We start from the raw sequence: 15,521 nt of genomic DNA, 5'->3' as shown, positions 1-15,521 counted from the left end.
TCCCTTCAGCGGGGGGTGAGACCGAACCAGGATTGGTCGAGACCACTCTCCCGCACTTCCGGTGGAACAATCCCCGCATGGCGGAAATCATCCAGAAGGACGGCATCTGGGTCTTCGACGGAGACGCCCTGCGGCTGACTCCCGGCCGGGACCGGAACGTCGGTGTGCTGCGCCGGGCGCTGGGTGAACTGGTCGTGCCGCTGGGCGCGTTGGCGGGTATCTCGTTCGAGCAGGGCCGCAGGCAGGGGCGGCTGAGGCTGCGGCTGCGGGACGGCGCCGATCCGCTGCTGCACGCCACCGGGGGCCGCCTGGCCGAACCCCACGACCCCTATCGGCTGACCGTCGAGTCGGACCGGTACGGGGTCGCCGAGTACTTCACGGACGAGGTGCGCGACGCGCTGCTGCTCGCGCAGGTGCCGGGCACGCCGGTGAGCGGGTACCTGCTGCCGGGGCCGCCGCTGCCGCTGTCGGTCTCCGCCGGGGACGGCACGGCGTCGTTCGACGGGGAGCGGGTGCGCCTGGAGTGGAACTGGAAGACGGAGGACGTCAAGGCCGCCGCGGGTCCGCGCACGCTGGCCCTGGCGGACATCCTCGGCGTGGAGTGGCTGCCGTCCGCCGGTCTTGAGAACGGCCACCTGCGGTTCCGGATGACCGGCGCGCCGGCCCGGGAACGGGCCAAGTACGACCCGAACGCGGTGGAGTTGTGGGGGTTCAAACGGGATCCGCTGATGGCGCTGGTCGCGGCGGCGGTCCAGGCGCGGCTGCCGCATCCGTCGGCGGCCGACGTACCGGAGCTGTCCCGGGCGCCGGAGGCGGCCGAGGCCGATCACGACGCGTTGCTGCGCAGGCTGCGCGAGCTGGGTGAGCTGCACCGCGAGGGGGTGCTCACGGACGAGGAGTTCACGATGGCCAAACAGGCGGTCCTCAAACGCATGTGAGGACCGCCTGCGGGTGCCTTGCGCCCTGCCTTCGGGGCGTACGGACTTGCGTGGGCCTGCCGGGCCCTACGCGGGCCTGCCGGGCCTTACTTGGCCTTGCGGGCCACCGTGAAGTGGTCGATGCGGTCGCCGGTCTCGGCGATGCCCGACACCTTCAGCTTGGCGTACTGGCCGCGCGGGGCGGGCTCGACGTCCACGCGCAGGAAGGAGTAGTTGAGGTAGCGCACCCGGGACCAGGCGACGGTCTCGTTGACCTTGCCGTCCTTGGTGTTGATGAAGGAGGCGACGGAGTCGACCTCGTTCAGGTGGCCCTCGTAGGAGTCCGGGGCGGTGAACGCGTAGAGGCTGCGGCCGGCCGCGCCCGCGGTGACGTAGACGACACCCTCGGTCTCGGAGTAGGCCGTCTCGCCGATCGGGAGCTTCTTGACGACCGTGTTGCCCTTGATGACGTCGGTGCGCTCGTACTGGTGGTTGTGGCCGTTGATGACCAGGTCCACCGTGTACTTCTCGAACAGCGGCACCCACTCCTGTCGCACGCCCCCCTCCGAGGCGTGCGCCGTGGAGGTGCAGTAGGCGCAGTGGTGGAAGAACACGACGATGAAGTCGATGTCCTTCGAGGCGCGGAACTTCTTCAGCTGCGCCTCGAACCACGTGGTCTGGGTGCCGCCCGAGATGCCGAGGTTGGCCGGGATCTCGAAGGAGACGTCGTTCGGGTCGAGCGAGATGATCGCCGTGTTGCCGTGGACGAAGGAGTAGACGCCCGGCAGGTTCTTCTTGTCCGGCCCGTTGTCGGGCAGGGAGAAGCGGGCCTCCTCGCCGCCGTAGCCGTTGGGCGAGTACCAGGCCTCCATGTCGTGGTTGCCGTACGACACCATCCACGGCACGGACTTGGCGACGGTCTCGGTCTGGGCGAGGAACTGGTCCCAGGTGCGCGAGTCGAAGGTGTCGGCGGTCTTGCCGGCGCCGGACGGGTCGGCGTAGGCGATGTCGCCGGCGTGCAGGTGGAAGCTGGGGTTCTGGCCGAGGATCAGGGCGTCGTTGGCCAGGCCGTGGTAGCTGACGCCCTGGTCGCCGAAGGCCGTGAAGGTGAACGGCTCCTTGTGCGCGGGCGCGGTGGTGAAGGTGCCGATGGTGCTGGCGAACTTCGGCGAGGCCGGGTCGAAGCCGTCGTGGCCGACGCCGTAGAAGTAGGTGCGGCCCGGCTTGAGGTTGGCCAGCTTGGCGTGCACGTAGTACTGGGTGTGGTCGCCGCTGGCGCCGATGCCGGCCGGGGTGTAGAGGGCGCGTATCTCGGCGTCGATCTTGACCGAGAGGTGCGAGGCGTGGGTGCCGATGCGGACGAAGGGCTTCTTCACCGCGACCGGGACCTGCCAGGAGATCGTCATCTCCGTGCTGGCGTCGTTGCCGAAGGCCAGGTGGCGGCCGAACGGGGCGACGAAGGCGCCGTCGACGTACTGGGTGGCGGGAGCGGAGGACTGGGTGGGAACGGCCGCCTGGGCGGTGCCGCCCATGACGAGGGTGCCGCCCGTGACGGCGCCGAGCGTGACAGCGCCGCCTCTGATCATGGAGCGCCGGGAGAACTTGGCGCGGAGGTACTCGTGCTGCTCGGCCATGCTCATGCGCTCGGCGAGCTCATCGGGTACGCCCATACGAGGAATGTCCATGGCGTCTGAAAATCGTCTCCACAAGCGACGTGGCGCAAGACACAGGATGGACAGCTTACGAACAGAGCCCCATAAGCGATTGAACAGTCTGCTGCCCGGAATCGGGCAGGATTCTTGCGAAACCGACTTCGGTACTCCAGGATCAACCGGGTGCACGATGAACTTGTTGATCACCTGACGCGATCCACACCCCTCAGCCGGGGCGAGGCGCTGCGGGTGATCCAGGACGTGCTCGCCTACTTCGACGAGACGGCCGGGGACTACGTCCGGCGCCGCCACCGCGAACTCCAGGCGGAAGGCCTGGTGAACGCGGAGATCTTCGAACGGATCGCGGCGGATCTGAAGTACAGGGCGGTCGCCCCGCCGGAGCTCACCCTCCGGCAGCTGCGCCGCATGGTCTACGGCTGAGGGATACGGAACACCTATACATGTGCGGAATTGTCGGATACATCGGTAGGCGCGACGTCGCCCCCCTCCTCCTCGAAGGTCTACAGCGGCTGGAATACCGCGGTTACGACTCGGCGGGCATCGTCGTCTCCGCCCCGAAGACGGCCAGCCTGAAGATGGTGAAGGCCAAGGGCCGGGTCCGGGACCTGGAGGCCAAGGTACCGGCGCGCTTCAAGGGCACCACCGGCATCGCGCACACCCGCTGGGCCACCCACGGCGCCCCCTCCGACGTGAACGCCCACCCGCACATGTCGGCCGACCAGAAGGTCGCCGTCGTGCACAACGGCATCATCGACAACGCCTCCGAACTGCGCCGCAAGCTGGAGGCGGACGGCGTCGTCTTCCTCTCCGAGACCGACACCGAGGTCCTCACCCACCTGATCGCCCGCTCCCAGGCGGAGACCCTGGAGGAGAAGGTCCGTCAGGCGCTGCGCCTGATCGAGGGCACCTACGGCATCGCGGTGATGCACGCCGACTTCCCCGAGCGGATCGTGGTGGCCCGCAACGGCTCCCCGGTGGTCCTCGGCATCGGCGACAAGGAGATGTTCGTAGCCTCGGACATCGCGGCCCTCGTGACCCACACCCGCCAGATAGTGACCCTCGACGACGGCGAGATGGCCACCCTCAAGGCCGACGACTTCCGCACCTACACCACCGAGGGCACCCGCACGACGGCCGAGCCGACCACCGTGGAGTGGGAGGCCGAGTCGTACGACATGGGCGGCCACGACACCTACATGCACAAGGAGATCTTCGAGCAGCCCGACGCGGTCGACCGCGTGCTGCGCGGCCGGATCGACGACCGCTTCTCCACCGTGCACCTCGGCGGCCTCAACCTGGACGCCCGCGACGCGCGTGCCGTGCGCCGGGTGAAGATCCTCGGCTGCGGCACCTCGTACCACGCCGGCATGATCGGCGCCCAGATGATCGAGGAGCTGGCCCGCATCCCCGCGGACGCCGAGCCGGCCTCCGAGTTCCGCTACCGCAACCCGGTGGTCGACCCCGACACGCTGTACATCGCGGTCTCCCAGTCCGGTGAGACATACGACGTCCTCGCCGCCGTCCAGGAGCTGAAGCGCAAGGGCGCGCGGGTGCTGGGCGTGGTGAACGTGGTGGGCTCGGCGATCGCGCGGGAGGCGGACGGCGGCACGTACGTGCACGCGGGCCCGGAGGTCTGCGTGGTCTCGACGAAGTGCTTCACGAACACGACGGTCGCGTTCGCGTTGCTGGCGCTGCACCTGGGCCGCATCCGCGACCTCTCGGTCCGCGACGGCAAGCGGATCATCGACGGTCTGCGCAAGCTGCCGGCCCAGATCTCGGAGATCCTCGCCCAGGAGGCGGAGATCGAGAAGATGGCCGCGGAGTACGCCGAGGCCCGCTCGATGCTCTTCATCGGCCGCGTGCGGGGCTACCCGGTGGCCCGTGAGGCCTCCCTGAAGCTCAAGGAGGTCTCCTACATCCACGCGGAGGCCTACCCCGCCTCCGAGCTCAAGCACGGCCCCCTGGCCCTCATCGAGCCGGCCCTCCCCACGGTGGCGATCGTCCCCGACGACGACCTCCTGGAGAAGAACCGCGCGGCCCTGGAGGAGATCAAGGCCCGCAGCGGCAAGATCCTGGCGGTGGCCCACCAGCCCCAGGAGAAGGCGGACCGCACGATCGTCGTCCCGAAGAACGAGGACGAACTGGACCCGATCCTGATGGGCATCCCCCTCCAACTCCTCGCGTACCACACGGCGAAGGCGTTGGGCCGGGACATCGACAAGCCGAGGAACCTGGCGAAGTCGGTGACGGTGGAGTAGGGCCGGGTTGCGTCGGCCCGTGCGGGCCGGACAACCGAACGGACCCCCACGTGTGCCACCAAGCCACGGGGGGTCCGCTCTATTTGTCGCCGGGGACGCCCAACTCCCCGGCGTCGGCTGCCATATCAGCCGTGGGCCGTCACCCCCCGACCGGCAGCCCGTCCCGGAAGCACCGTCGGCCAGTGCGCCAGCGCGGCCGTCGCGGCGTACCAGGCCACCGCCCCCGCCGCCACCGCAACCCAGCCGCCGACCTTGGTCAGTGACGAGCTGTCGGCAAACTGCGCGACGGCGAGCACGAGCATCGCCAGGAACAGCAGCCCGTGCATGGCCTGTCCGAGCTGGTCTCCGCCCGCGAGGGTCAGCGACAGGGCCACGAGGGCGAAGAGGAGCAGGAAGAGCCCGGCCCCGTTGGCCGAGGAGTGGCCGCCGGAGGAGACGGCCCAGGTGAACCAGAGGGCACCGAGGGCCACATAGCCCGTGCCGTTCGCGGTGTCACGGTCACGGAAGGCCAGCAGGCCGACCAGGAAGAGGGCGACTCCGCCCACGTAGTGGGCGATTGACACGGCGTCGGACGTGGTCACGTCGTCGATGACACCGGTGGTGCCGAGGCCGAACGCCAACAGGGTGATCCCCAGGGCGAGTCGGCCGGCCACGGTAGTGGTTCCGCTTCCCGCAGAGACGTCATTGTCCACGGCGGGCTCCCTTCATGCCTTGTGCAGTTGTGCGCGGTGACCGATATATGCCCTTCACAAGGACACAAACACCTCTACGCACGAGTAGATTTACGCACGGCACAAAGGGAGCCGGACCGTTCCCACGGCGCATCTCACCTGGGAGAACGGGGAGTTACGGAATGACAACGACGGGCCGCTTGGCCCGCTTGGCGAGTCTGCCCGCGACGGAGCCGAAGAGCCGCCCGACGATCCCGTGGGTCGACCCCACGACGATCGCGTCGGCCTCGTACTCCCGCCCCACCTCTTCGAGTTCGTGGCAGATGTCGCCGCCGCGCTCGACGAGGATCCAGGGCACCTCGGCCAGATACTCCGCACAGGCGAGTTCGAGCCCGAGCACCTCGGTCCGGTGGTCCGGCACGTCGACGAAGACGGGTGGCTCGCAGCCGGCCCACACGGTGGTCGGCAGTCGGTTGGCGACGTGGACGATGATCAGCCCTGCGCGGGAGCGGTGTGCCATCCCGATCGCATAGGCGAGGGCGCGTTCACTGGAGGTGGAGCCGTCGAAGCCGACGACCACCCCGTGTTTGAAGGCGGGATCGCAGGAAGGGCGTGACTCTTCCGCCGCCAGCGCATCGGCCGCCGTGGGGTCGGCGACCGGCCGCTTGCGGTCCGCTGGATCGAAGAATTCGTGACCGGCCATGGCTGTCTCGGCGTTGTGATCCTTGTGTGGAGGGGACGACAGTGTGCGGCGGAGCTGTGTCCGGGAAACATCTTCCCAACCCCATACCCCCAAGGGTACGGCGGCACGCCTCCTCAGCCCAGATCCCGCGCACTCTCCGTAGGGGACCTTCCCCGGAGTCGGTTAGGGGTTCCAGGGAGCATGCACGAGCCGCGCCCGTAACGCAATGGTTGCTGCCCCGTACAGGCGGTTTGCACAGGATTCGGACAGGACCGGAGCTCCACGCACGGTGACCGACCGCCCGAACGCGCGTTGATCCCGGTACGAGTGCGTCACAAGGGAGCACAAGGGAGTACGTCGAGGGAGTACGACCATGTCCGGACCGCGCCCCACCACCCCCGCCCCACGCCCCTCCCCACGCCCGGCCCCGGACACCGCCGGCGACGTGGTCCGCTGGGCCGCGTTCTCCTGCGTCCTCGTCCCCGTGGTGCTCCTCTGGTACGGCACCGCGCCGGCCGGCGCGGCCGGCACCGCCCTCGGCCTCGCCGCCGTCACCGCCGCCTGCCGCTTCCTGCTGCGCCGCTCGCAGCGCGGGACGGGGGCCCGGGGAGGCGGACGTCACACCAGGGGCACTACACCGGTCGACTGACCGGTTTCCGCGCACGCGAACGCTTCTTTTCAGCCAACTTCCCGGACCCGTGCAAGAGGGGCACCAACTACCCCCCAACCCCCGTTCCACCTGCACGGAAAGGGTCCGCAGGACCCTCCGCACCCTACGCGGTTTGGCCACTGCCACGAGGCGCACTTCCCTGCACGGCCCGTGAGTGCAACCCTTCGTGATCGAATGCTTCACGCCAAGTTGTCATGTCGACAATCGACGGCGTGTCGAACTGGTCAACGCGACACTGCGGAAACCAGTAGATTCGATCTTGACGTCTTACGGCGGGGGACTCGTGCAGGACCGAGGGGAAACGTGCAGGAGCGACACAACCGAGGAGCCGCGACCACCGAGGGGGGCTTAGCAGGATGAGCCACGACTCCACTGCCGCGCCGGAAGCCGCGGCCCGGAAACTCTCCGGGCGACGCCGCAAGGAGATTGTCGCGGTGCTGCTGTTCAGCGGCGGCCCCATCTTCGAGAGTTCCATACCACTGTCGGTGTTCGGGATAGACCGCCAGGACGCCGGCGTACCGCGCTACCGACTGCTGGTGTGCGGTGGCGAGGAAGGCCCGCTGCGGACCACAGGGGGCCTGGAACTCACCGCGCCGCATGGCCTGGAAGCGATCTCACGCGCCGGCACGGTCGTTGTACCGGCCTGGCGCTCGATCACCGCGCCGCCACCGGAAGAGGCGCTGGACGCGCTGCGCCGCGCCCACGAAGAAGGGGCCCGCATAGTCGGGCTGTGCACGGGCGCGTTCGTGCTGGCCGCCGCAGGCCTGCTGGACGGCCGCCCGGCCACCACCCACTGGATGTACGCACCGACGCTGGCCAAGCGCTACCCGTCGGTACACGTCGACCCGCGAGAGCTCTTCGTGGACGACGGCGACGTCCTCACTTCGGCCGGTACGGCGGCCGGAATCGATCTCTGTCTCCACATCGTGCGGACGGACCACGGCAACGAGGCGGCCGGTGCGCTCGCCCGCCGCCTGGTGGTCCCGCCGCGCCGCTCGGGCGGTCAGGAGCGCTACCTCGATCGATCTTTACCAGAGGAGATCGGCGCCGACCCGCTCGCCGAGGTCGTCGCCTGGGCGCTGGAGCACCTCCACGAGCAGTTCGACGTGGAGACGCTGGCGGCTCGCGCGTACATGAGCCGCCGCACCTTCGACCGCCGCTTCCGCTCACTGACGGGGTCGGCCCCGCTCCAGTGGCTGATCACGCAACGGGTCCTGCAGGCGCAGCGTCTCCTCGAAACGTCGGACTACTCGGTGGACGAGGTGGCGGGCCGCTGCGGCTTCCGCTCCCCCGTCGCGCTGCGCGGCCACTTCCGCCGCCAGCTGGGGTCGTCCCCGGCGGCGTACCGGGCCGCGTACCGGGCGAGGCGGCCGCAGGCCGAACGGGCCGACGCGCCGGAACCGGCACCGCTGCCGCCGACGGGCCCGCTCGCGGTCCCGTACCCCGAGGGCGTACTGCCGATGCAGACCCGCAGGACAGCGGCGGTAGGCCTCTCGGCCAGCCTCCCGGGTCCCCGCACAGGCAGCTGACCCACCCCTGCCCACCCGACACCCTCGGGTGGGCAGGCCCCAGCCCCTCCGCCCACCCACCACCCGACTCGGTGGGACAAGCGATGAGGCCAAGAACGACGCCACCCGCCCGGTAGGGCAAGCGGCGAGGCCAAGGACGACGGCGCCCGGCCGCACCCTCTTCCCGACCCGACAGGGCAAGCGGTGACGCCGAGGACAGCGGTACCCAACCGCACCCTCTTCCCGCCTCAGTAAGACAAGTGGTGAGGTCGACGGCGGCTATCAGCCACCCTTTCCGGCCGCCCAGCGCCCGAAGACGACGGCCCTCAACCACCACCCATCAGCCATCCAACGCCTGAAGACGGCGGCGCCGGGCCACCCTCTCAGCCCGTCCAGCGACCGAAAACGACGGCGCCCAGCCACCACCCACCAGCCGCCCAACGCCCGAAAGCGACGGCGCCAGCCACCCTCTCAGCCCGTCCGGCGTTTGAGGACGAGGCCGTAGGCCGATGATGCGGGGGTACGGGGGCGGCAGCCCACGGAGACGTCGGCGGCATACCGGGGGCACCCAAACGGCGACGCCAGCTTTAGGGTGGTCGCATGAACGATCGCATGGTGTGGATCGACTGCGAGATGACCGGCCTCTCGCTGTCCGACGACGCGCTCATCGAGGTGGCCGCACTGGTCACCGACTCCGAGCTGAACGTGCTCGGCGAGGGCGTGGACATCGTCATCCGTCCGCCGGCCAAGGCACTGGAGACGATGCCGGAGGTGGTGCGGCAGATGCACACCACGTCCGGCCTGCTCGACGAGCTGGCCGGCGGCACGACGCTCGCCGAGGCCGAGGAGCAGGTCCTGGCCTATGTACGGCAACACGTGAAGGAACCCGGCAAGGCCCCGCTGTGCGGCAACTCCGTCGGCACCGACCGCGGCTTCCTCGCCAGGGACATGGCGGGCCTGGAGGGTTACCTCCACTACCGGATCGTCGACGTGTCCAGCGTCAAGGAGCTGGCCAGGCGCTGGTACCCGCGGGCCTACTTCAACAGCCCGGAGAAGAACGGCAACCACCGCGCCCTCGCCGACATCCGCGAGTCGATCGCCGAACTGCGCTACTACCGCGAGGCCATCTTCGTACCGCAGCCCGGCCCCGACTCGGACACCGCGCGGACGATCGCGGCCAAGCACGTCCTGCCTGCGGAATAGGCGTCCAGGGGGCGTCCAGGAGGTCTCCGGAGGGGCGCCGGGAAAGCCGTGCGCGAGCACCCCTTCGGACCCTGTACACTTTTTCTCGGCCGGTCGGAGAAACCACAAAGTCACCGCCGGTCGTGGTGGGTGTAGCTCAGCTGGTAGAGCACCTGGTTGTGGTCCAGGATGTCGCGGGTTCGAGTCCCGTCACTCACCCTGAATGATCAAGGGCTGACCTGTGAAAACAGGTCAGCCCTTCGTCATTCCCCGAGTGTTGGGAACATCACGGGAACAACAGGGCCCCCGGGGCCACCCTTTCGCCCTTATCGTCCCTGCATGGCATCCGTTGTGGAACGACCCAAGAAGCAGGGGCCGCCCACCTACCAGGTGAAGTGGCGCGAGTCTGGCGAGTGGCAGACCGAGAACTTCGGCGGGGACGAGGGCAAGGACCAGGCCGCGCAGTTCCGGAAGCTGGTCGAGGCGCACGGGAACCAGTGGCCTCACGGTTGGGTGCGCGGCGAGGGGTTCGTGGAGACGCCGGCCGTCCCAGGGGACGTCGTCCTGACCGAGTACGCGTACCGGTACGTCGACCGCCTGAACAACATCGACGAGCGCACCAAGGACGACTACCGGCGAGACATCCGAATACACCTCTCCCTGATCCAGCACACGGACGTCCGCGGGCAGACGGTGCCGGCCACCATCTGCAACCTCGTCCAGGAGGACGTCGACATCTGGGTCGGCGTCGAGAAGACCGGCCTGCAGGACGCGGACGATCCGGAGAAGTGGCTCCGTCGCCCGGCCGACCCGAAGAGCGTCCGGAACCGGCACGGCCTGCTGTACTGCATCGTCCAGGCCGCGGTGGACGCGACCCCGCAGCTGCGCACCAAGAACTGCTGCACCAAGACCCGACTCCCCCGGGTCGACGACGACACCGACGAGGAGATGACGTTCCTCGAGCACGCGGAGTACGGGCGCATCGCTCAGGAGATCAAGGACCCGGATGCGCGCGACCTTGCCGACTGGCTCGTGGGTACGGGGATGCGCTGGGGCGAGGCCACGGCGCTCATGGTGAAGGATCTGGCGCTGGACTCGGCGACGCCCACCGCGAACGTCCAGAGGGCCTGGAAGCGGTCCACGAAGGGCAGTGCCGAGGCTTTCTACATGGGGCCGCCCAAGACCAAGAAGGCCAGGCGCATGGTAGCTCTGACGGCCGACCAGGTGGTCATGCTCCGGCGGCAGACCGCCGGGTGCCGGCCGGAGGACTTCGTGTTCCGTACGGCCACGGGGAAGCACTGGCGGCACGCGAACTTCTACAACCGGAAGTGGAAGCCCGCGGTGGAGGAGGCGATCAAGAAGGGACTCCCGAAGCGGGCGCGGATCCACGATCTTCGGCACAGCCACGTGGCGTGGCTGATCGGCGCGAAGATCCCTCTGCCTGCGATCCAGATCAGGCTGGGACACGAGTCGATTCAGACGACGGTGGACCGGTACGGGCACTTGGTGCGCGGACTGGACGACGAGATCACCTCAGCCATCCAGGCCGCCATGGGAGCGCCAGCGCCGGTCGCCCGGCTGACGGTGGTGTAGCGATCAGGAAGCGCCGTGGATGCGGGGCCGCATGAGCGGCCCCGCATCCACGATCTGCGCCATACCCACAGACCATGTCTGATCGCTAGGCGGTCTAGTTTCCAGCCTGCGACTGCCGCCCCGGGGCAGAGTGCGGCCACAGGCCGAGGCTGGCGAGGTTCTGTATCTCCTCAGCGGCCTGGGCTTGGGCTTCCGGGGTGAAGCGCTCTTGCACTGCAAAGCAGGCCGCCGTTTGGCGGCCGGCCAGTAAAAGGTAAGCGCGACCGCCGGGCAGCTGGTCGACGTACTCGATTTCAAGGTCGCTGTAACCCTGGGTAGTGCTGCCCGGTAGCGCGCCTCTGTTTGGCATGTAGACCCCCTGCATGACCGTACCCGCATCATCGCTCGCGTGTTCGAGACGCGATGCAGTCGTTCGCTAGCGCCCCCCCAGGCGGACCACCGACGATGCCATACCGCTTACCCTGTGACCAGTGTGAAACGTTTGGTAGTTGAAAATCGCCGGTTCTGATACCACTGCTGGTCACAGCGCCGGAGCCCTGCGTTCACCCATGGCCAACGATTCTGAGGTGGGGTCAGAAGCAGCCGCAAACGGCACGCTCGGTCTGTTTCCTTGGGGTATATGACCGTGCCACGCAACGGCACAACCAGGCCTTCTGAGTGCCGAAGGGGCAGGCTGCGGGAACAAAGCGGAGGTCGACCTTCACCCCTCGGCATGGCATATGCAACTACTGTGCGCAGTTGCCACTCGGGCTTACGGTCGGTTTCCGGTCAGGATTGATCGATATTTCGACGAGTCTGGACCATCGCCCGCACCCATGCCTGATCGTCCGCACTGAGCCCCTGGAAGTCGTGCATGAAGGCCACCGTTTCGGGGTCCTCCTCGTCACGCACGGCGTCGAGGCCGAAGAACTGAGCAGCTGCCGCATCCTGGAGCAGCTGCAGCGGAAGCCTGAAGGCGGCCTCGAGGGCGTGAAGCTGGGAGTAGGTGGGCGCCTTGGTGCCAGGGACGGCTTTGACCAAGTTCTCCAGGGTGCCGCGCCTGTATTGAATGCCGGCCTTCGGGTGGGCCGGGTCGATGCATGCCGCCTCGAGCTCGCGGTAGCTGAGACCCAGCTCCTCCTTACGGGTGCGTAGAAGGTCGGACAGATCCGTCCGACCCGTCGCAGCGTCGCCGCCCGTCATCGACCCAACCTCGTCTCCCGGTCACCTGTGCCCATGTGGCCAGAGGTACGCACGGGGCGTACGCCCTGTTCAGCGGACCGCAGTCTCGGTCGCGTTGGTCACAGTGTCCAGGTTTTTGGACACTCCGCGCCAGTCCACGCGGCGGCTTTGACCAAATCCCCACGTTCGGACTGCCCAAAAATCTGGACACCGTGCCCAAACCCATGCACTATGAGTTCCGTGCCCAAAAATTTGGTCAGAGCGCCCAAGAGGTGTGCCCATGGTTCGTGAACCCCGATACCGCCTGGTCAAGCCTGACCTGCTGCGTGAGCTGATGGGGAGGACCGGAACCGGATCCGACATCAGCGGTCGCGAGCTGGCGACGCAGGTCGGCATCCCGCACGGAACCGTGGACGCCCTGCTGCGCGGAGCCACGAAGACCCAGCCCGCCGGCGTTGCTCACGACATCTCCCGGGTCATTGGCGTTGACCTGCTCATCCTCTGGGCCCCGACCGGCAGGGCCGTTCCTGACGAGGACTCAGTTTCGGACATCCCTGCTGCGGCGGCCCGGGTATGACCCGCCGACGGCTCCAGTACGCCGAGGCCGCCAGCGAGCTGGGTGTCGAGGAGAGCTGGCTGCGTCGGCACATCAAGCGACTCCCGCACTCGAAGGTCGGCCGGGTCGTGTACTTCACGGACGCCGATCTCGCGCGCATCGACGAACTGCACCATCACGAGCCGTCCGTGAGGCCCCTGGCCGCCACCTCCGCGCCCTCCGCGAGCACCAGCACTCACCCGCTCGCCCACCTGCGCCCGCTGCCCTCGCGCCGCGGGTCGCTGAAGACCGCGTCCTGACGCGGCGCGGGGCCCGCCCGGGTCGCATCCGAACAAGCCCCGCAAGCCGATCACCTCGCATCAACCAACCTGACGAGAGGTTCAACGTGGACCAGGTTACCGAGACCGCCACGGCCACCGCACCCCCGAGAGACTCCTTCGCGCACGCCGCTGCTGTTGCCGCCGAGATCGTCGCGCCGCTCTCGCCGCCGCCGTTCTCCGTGCACATCGACCAGGACTTCCCGCAGGGGTGGCGCATCGTCGCCACCTTCCGCAGCCACGAGGCGGCGGGCCTGCACGAGCTGGCCGCTCACCTCGACGTGCCGATCACCGAGGCCACCGTCACCGACGGGATCCGGCTCGAGGTCATCACGCGGCTCAAGGACATCGAGATCTGCGGAGGGGCCGTCGTCACTCGCGAGCAGGCCGCCCTCCTCGCCGGCGACCCCGCGCGCGTCGACGAGACGACCGCGCCGGAAGCGCCAGCCGCAGCCGACACACAGCCGGTGCCGCTCGGGGCCAGCGTCCTGGCCGCGGTCCCCGCCGTCATCCCCGTCCAGCCCCTGAACACGGACGGCCTGTACACCGAGGACGTCGCCCGCTGCGTGCGGTGCGGCTGCACCGAGGACGCGGCCTGCGGCGGCGGCTGCTACTGGGTGCCCAACCAGCAGATGGTCGACCTGTGCTCCGCCTGCGCAACCCCCGCAGAGCTCCAGGCCATGTCCTACACGGCCGAGATCTCGGACGGTGGCGAGTGAGCCAGGACCCGCGGCACGTCCCGCACAAGCTGCACGCCGCCCTCCATATGGCCACGGCCCTCCTCGACCTGCCGCTCACCGCGGCTCATCTCGAGGTGCTGGCGCTGGAGTTGACCGGCCCGGTCCGCGCGCTCATCGCCGAGGCCGTCGCCGGTACCAGCGACGACAGCCCCGTGCAGTACGCCATCGCCGACCCGAGCATCACCGGCGATGGCGAGTTCGAGGTGACGGAGTACGCGGGATGCGTCACGCGCATCGGCCTGGACGTCGACCTCGACTCCCCCGCAGGCACGGTCAAGGACAAGGTGCAGCGCCAGCCGGACACAACCGGGATCGAGATCCGCGATGCCCACACGATCGCCGTGACGGTCGAACCGGGAAGCCTGGACGCCTGGCGGTGGTGGCTGCACCAGTTCGGCATCGACCCCGCCACGGTCAAGGTCGACGGCACGGCGATGACCGCCACCGGCCACAAGGACGGCGCGGACGTGCACTTGCGCGGCGACGGCGTCACGGCTCTGTACGCCGACCGTGACGCCGCCGAGCTCATGTGCCTGATCGCACCGGCCACGTCGCGATCGCGCCCGTGACCACCGCCCAGTGGCTCGCCGCAGCGGGCATCGGCACGGGCACCGGCACCGTCCTCCTGGTCCTGCTCAAGGTGGCCCTCGACGAAGGGCCGCTGACGGACTACTGGGCCACCCGCAAGGCCCCGGCCGAGCCCTCTCCGGCACTTCCTTCCCGTGCGCCGAGCCGCCGCCGACACGCCGCACCGGCCGTCCCCCAGCACACCGAGACCCTTCCGCTCCGCGTGCAGGAACTCCGCGCACGCCACAGCAAGGACGCAGCCTGATGGAACTGATCGAAACGACCTACTTCGGATGGAACCCCCTGGCGCACGCAGTCGGTTGCGCACAGCCCGTGTGGGACGAGGCCGAGGTCATCCACGAGGACGGCGCGCGCCCTCTCGCGAGCAGCACCGAGCCGCACACCTGCGCCAACGGCGACTGCTCCCACGCGGGCACGTTCGACCGCGTACGGCTGCGGCTGCTGTGCCGGACCTGCGGCACGGTCCACACGATCTCCGCCGAGAGCCTCGGGCGAGCCATGTCCCACGCGTCGGTGACGGGCTGGGGACAGCCCCCGCGCCAGATCGGCGAGGTGTGGCTGTGGCCCGGCCGCCCCGTCGTCCCGGGCGGTGACCCGCACCAGTACCTCGTCACCCGCCAGGCCGCCACGGTCACCGAGGCGACCCTGTACGGGATCATCACCAGTTACCGCGACGCCGACCACACCCCGCTCTGGATCGCCGGCGCCGTCCCCGACGCGGGAGGCGCCCACCAGGTGTCCAGCATCCGCTGGCGCTACTCCTCGAACGGTCTGCCGACGATCGAGGACGCCGCCGCGTGGATCGCCAGCGCCGAGCTGGCCGCCGTCCGCCCGCTGGTGGTGAAGGTCTGATGTCCCAGTCCCTCAACGCCGCGGCCAAGGACGCCTACATCAACCAGGCCGCCGACACCGACGCCCAGAGCGCCGAGAACGAGGCCAAGGCCGCCGCGGTGTTCCTAGCCGCCGCCCGCCGCTGCGCCCGCGACGTCCTGGGCGAGGCCGCCG

The 15,521-nt window shown here is 69.1% G+C and carries 17 protein-coding genes and 1 tRNA gene; 14 read left to right on the top strand and 4 right to left on the bottom strand.

Features of this window, described 5'->3' with window-relative positions:
• The first annotated feature begins 77 nt into the window (after positions 1 to 77).
• Positions 78 to 938 carry a DUF4429 domain-containing protein gene (locus tag KVT45_RS07100; RefSeq protein ID WP_217545627.1) on the top strand — a complete coding sequence of 287 codons (861 nt, stop codon included), beginning with the start codon at positions 78 to 80 and terminating at the stop codon, positions 936 to 938.
• A gap of 86 nt (positions 939 to 1,024) precedes the next feature.
• Here KVT45_RS07100 and KVT45_RS07095 read toward each other — a convergent pair whose 3' ends face one another.
• Positions 1,025 to 2,587, bottom strand: coding sequence for a metallophosphoesterase family protein (locus KVT45_RS07095; protein ID WP_217545626.1), 1,563 nt, complete (start codon positions 2,585 to 2,587; stop codon positions 1,025 to 1,027).
• Positions 2,588 to 2,752: 165 nt separating this feature from the next.
• Here KVT45_RS07095 and KVT45_RS07090 point away from each other — a divergent pair, with 165 nt between their 5' ends.
• Positions 2,753 to 3,010, top strand: a complete 258-nt coding sequence (locus KVT45_RS07090) for a hypothetical protein (RefSeq protein WP_089105178.1) — start codon at positions 2,753 to 2,755, stop codon at positions 3,008 to 3,010.
• A gap of 20 nt (positions 3,011 to 3,030) precedes the next feature.
• Positions 3,031 to 4,848, top strand: a complete 1,818-nt coding sequence (gene glmS / locus KVT45_RS07085; RefSeq protein WP_217545625.1) for a glutamine--fructose-6-phosphate transaminase (isomerizing) — start codon at positions 3,031 to 3,033, stop codon at positions 4,846 to 4,848.
• 125 nt (positions 4,849 to 4,973) lie between these two features.
• On the opposite strand, the gene KVT45_RS07080 is transcribed toward glmS, so the two are convergent.
• A complete protein-coding gene (locus tag KVT45_RS07080) occupies positions 4,974 to 5,540 on the bottom strand; it encodes a GPR1/FUN34/YaaH family transporter (protein ID WP_217545624.1) in 567 nt (188 codons plus the stop codon).
• A gap of 154 nt (positions 5,541 to 5,694) precedes the next feature.
• Entirely contained in the window at positions 5,695 to 6,222 is a 528-nt protein-coding gene (locus KVT45_RS07075; protein ID WP_217545623.1) for a universal stress protein, read from the bottom strand.
• Between the two features lie 352 nt (positions 6,223 to 6,574).
• Between KVT45_RS07075 and KVT45_RS07070 the strand changes: the two genes are divergently transcribed.
• The 5 genes from KVT45_RS07070 (at position 6,575) to KVT45_RS07050 (ending at position 11,154) form a co-directional block, all read left to right on the top strand.
• Positions 6,575 to 6,850: a hypothetical protein gene (locus KVT45_RS07070; protein ID WP_217545622.1), complete on the top strand. Its 276-nt coding sequence runs from the start codon at positions 6,575 to 6,577 to the stop codon at positions 6,848 to 6,850.
• Between the two features lie 377 nt (positions 6,851 to 7,227).
• A complete protein-coding gene (locus KVT45_RS07065) occupies positions 7,228 to 8,400 on the top strand; it encodes a helix-turn-helix domain-containing protein (protein ID WP_217545621.1) in 1,173 nt (390 codons plus the stop codon).
• Positions 8,401 to 8,979: 579 nt separating this feature from the next.
• A complete protein-coding gene (orn, locus tag KVT45_RS07060) occupies positions 8,980 to 9,582 on the top strand; it encodes an oligoribonuclease (protein WP_217545620.1) in 603 nt (200 codons plus the stop codon).
• A 125-nt stretch (positions 9,583 to 9,707) separates the two neighbouring features.
• Positions 9,708 to 9,780, top strand: a tRNA-His gene (locus KVT45_RS07055).
• 120 nt (positions 9,781 to 9,900) lie between these two features.
• The gene (locus KVT45_RS07050; protein WP_217545619.1) at positions 9,901 to 11,154 is read left to right on the top strand and encodes a site-specific integrase; all 1,254 of its coding nucleotides are present in this window, start codon (positions 9,901 to 9,903) and stop codon (positions 11,152 to 11,154) included.
• Positions 11,155 to 11,922: 768 nt separating this feature from the next.
• Here KVT45_RS07050 and KVT45_RS07045 read toward each other — a convergent pair.
• Positions 11,923 to 12,336 (bottom strand): hypothetical protein, encoded by a 414-nt coding sequence (locus tag KVT45_RS07045; RefSeq protein ID WP_217545618.1) that lies wholly within the window; start codon positions 12,334 to 12,336, stop codon positions 11,923 to 11,925.
• 259 nt (positions 12,337 to 12,595) lie between these two features.
• Between KVT45_RS07045 and KVT45_RS07040 the strand changes: the two genes are divergently transcribed.
• From KVT45_RS07040 to KVT45_RS07015, 6 genes are all read left to right on the top strand, one after another.
• Complete coding sequence (locus KVT45_RS07040) at positions 12,596 to 12,892, top strand: XRE family transcriptional regulator (RefSeq protein WP_217545617.1); 297 nt, start codon at positions 12,596 to 12,598, stop codon at positions 12,890 to 12,892.
• A complete protein-coding gene (locus tag KVT45_RS07035) occupies positions 12,889 to 13,170 on the top strand; it encodes a helix-turn-helix domain-containing protein (RefSeq protein ID WP_217545616.1) in 282 nt (93 codons plus the stop codon). The genes KVT45_RS07040 and KVT45_RS07035 overlap by 4 nt, the downstream gene beginning before the upstream one ends.
• An 86-nt stretch (positions 13,171 to 13,256) precedes the next feature.
• Positions 13,257 to 13,907: a hypothetical protein gene (locus KVT45_RS07030; protein ID WP_217545615.1), complete on the top strand. Its 651-nt coding sequence runs from the start codon at positions 13,257 to 13,259 to the stop codon at positions 13,905 to 13,907.
• Positions 13,904 to 14,497, top strand: coding sequence for a hypothetical protein (locus KVT45_RS07025; RefSeq protein WP_217545614.1), 594 nt, complete (start codon positions 13,904 to 13,906; stop codon positions 14,495 to 14,497). Before KVT45_RS07030 ends, KVT45_RS07025 begins: the two co-directional genes overlap by 4 nt.
• Positions 14,494 to 14,760, top strand: coding sequence for a hypothetical protein (locus KVT45_RS07020; protein WP_217545613.1), 267 nt, complete (start codon positions 14,494 to 14,496; stop codon positions 14,758 to 14,760). Before KVT45_RS07025 ends, KVT45_RS07020 begins: the two co-directional genes overlap by 4 nt.
• On the top strand, positions 14,760 to 15,368 hold the full coding sequence (locus KVT45_RS07015) for a hypothetical protein (RefSeq protein ID WP_217545612.1): 609 nt from the start codon (positions 14,760 to 14,762) through the stop codon (positions 15,366 to 15,368). Before KVT45_RS07020 ends, KVT45_RS07015 begins: the two co-directional genes overlap by 1 nt.
• The last annotated feature ends 153 nt before the right edge of the window (positions 15,369 to 15,521 follow it).

The organism is Streptomyces sp. GbtcB6 (genome assembly GCF_019091475.1).
GTDB classification, from domain to species: Bacteria; Actinomycetota; Actinomycetes; order Streptomycetales; family Streptomycetaceae; genus Streptomyces; species Streptomyces hyaluromycini.
Note: the sequence above shows the minus strand (reverse complement) of the source record. Positions and strands in the feature narration are given on the sequence as shown.

Bases quoted from the DNA above. Each gene is read 5' to 3' on its own strand.
- KVT45_RS07100 (WP_217545627.1), top strand. From the start codon at position 78: ATGGCGGAAATCATCCAGAAGGACGGCATCTGGGTCTTCGACGGAGAC.
- KVT45_RS07095 (WP_217545626.1), bottom strand. From the start codon at position 2,587: ATGGGCGTACCCGATGAGCTCGCCGAGCGCATGAGCATGGCCGAGCAG.
- glmS (WP_217545625.1), top strand. From the start codon at position 3,031: ATGTGCGGAATTGTCGGATACATCGGTAGGCGCGACGTCGCCCCCCTC.
- KVT45_RS07075 (WP_217545623.1), bottom strand. From the start codon at position 6,222: ATGGCCGGTCACGAATTCTTCGATCCAGCGGACCGCAAGCGGCCGGTC.
- KVT45_RS07070 (WP_217545622.1), top strand. From the start codon at position 6,575: ATGTCCGGACCGCGCCCCACCACCCCCGCCCCACGCCCCTCCCCACGC.
- KVT45_RS07065 (WP_217545621.1), top strand. From the start codon at position 7,228: ATGAGCCACGACTCCACTGCCGCGCCGGAAGCCGCGGCCCGGAAACTC.
- orn (WP_217545620.1), top strand. From the start codon at position 8,980: ATGAACGATCGCATGGTGTGGATCGACTGCGAGATGACCGGCCTCTCG.
- KVT45_RS07050 (WP_217545619.1), top strand. From the start codon at position 9,901: ATGGCATCCGTTGTGGAACGACCCAAGAAGCAGGGGCCGCCCACCTAC.
- KVT45_RS07045 (WP_217545618.1), bottom strand. From the start codon at position 12,336: ATGACGGGCGGCGACGCTGCGACGGGTCGGACGGATCTGTCCGACCTT.
- KVT45_RS07040 (WP_217545617.1), top strand. From the start codon at position 12,596: ATGGTTCGTGAACCCCGATACCGCCTGGTCAAGCCTGACCTGCTGCGT.
- KVT45_RS07035 (WP_217545616.1), top strand. From the start codon at position 12,889: ATGACCCGCCGACGGCTCCAGTACGCCGAGGCCGCCAGCGAGCTGGGT.
- KVT45_RS07015 (WP_217545612.1), top strand. From the start codon at position 14,760: ATGGAACTGATCGAAACGACCTACTTCGGATGGAACCCCCTGGCGCAC.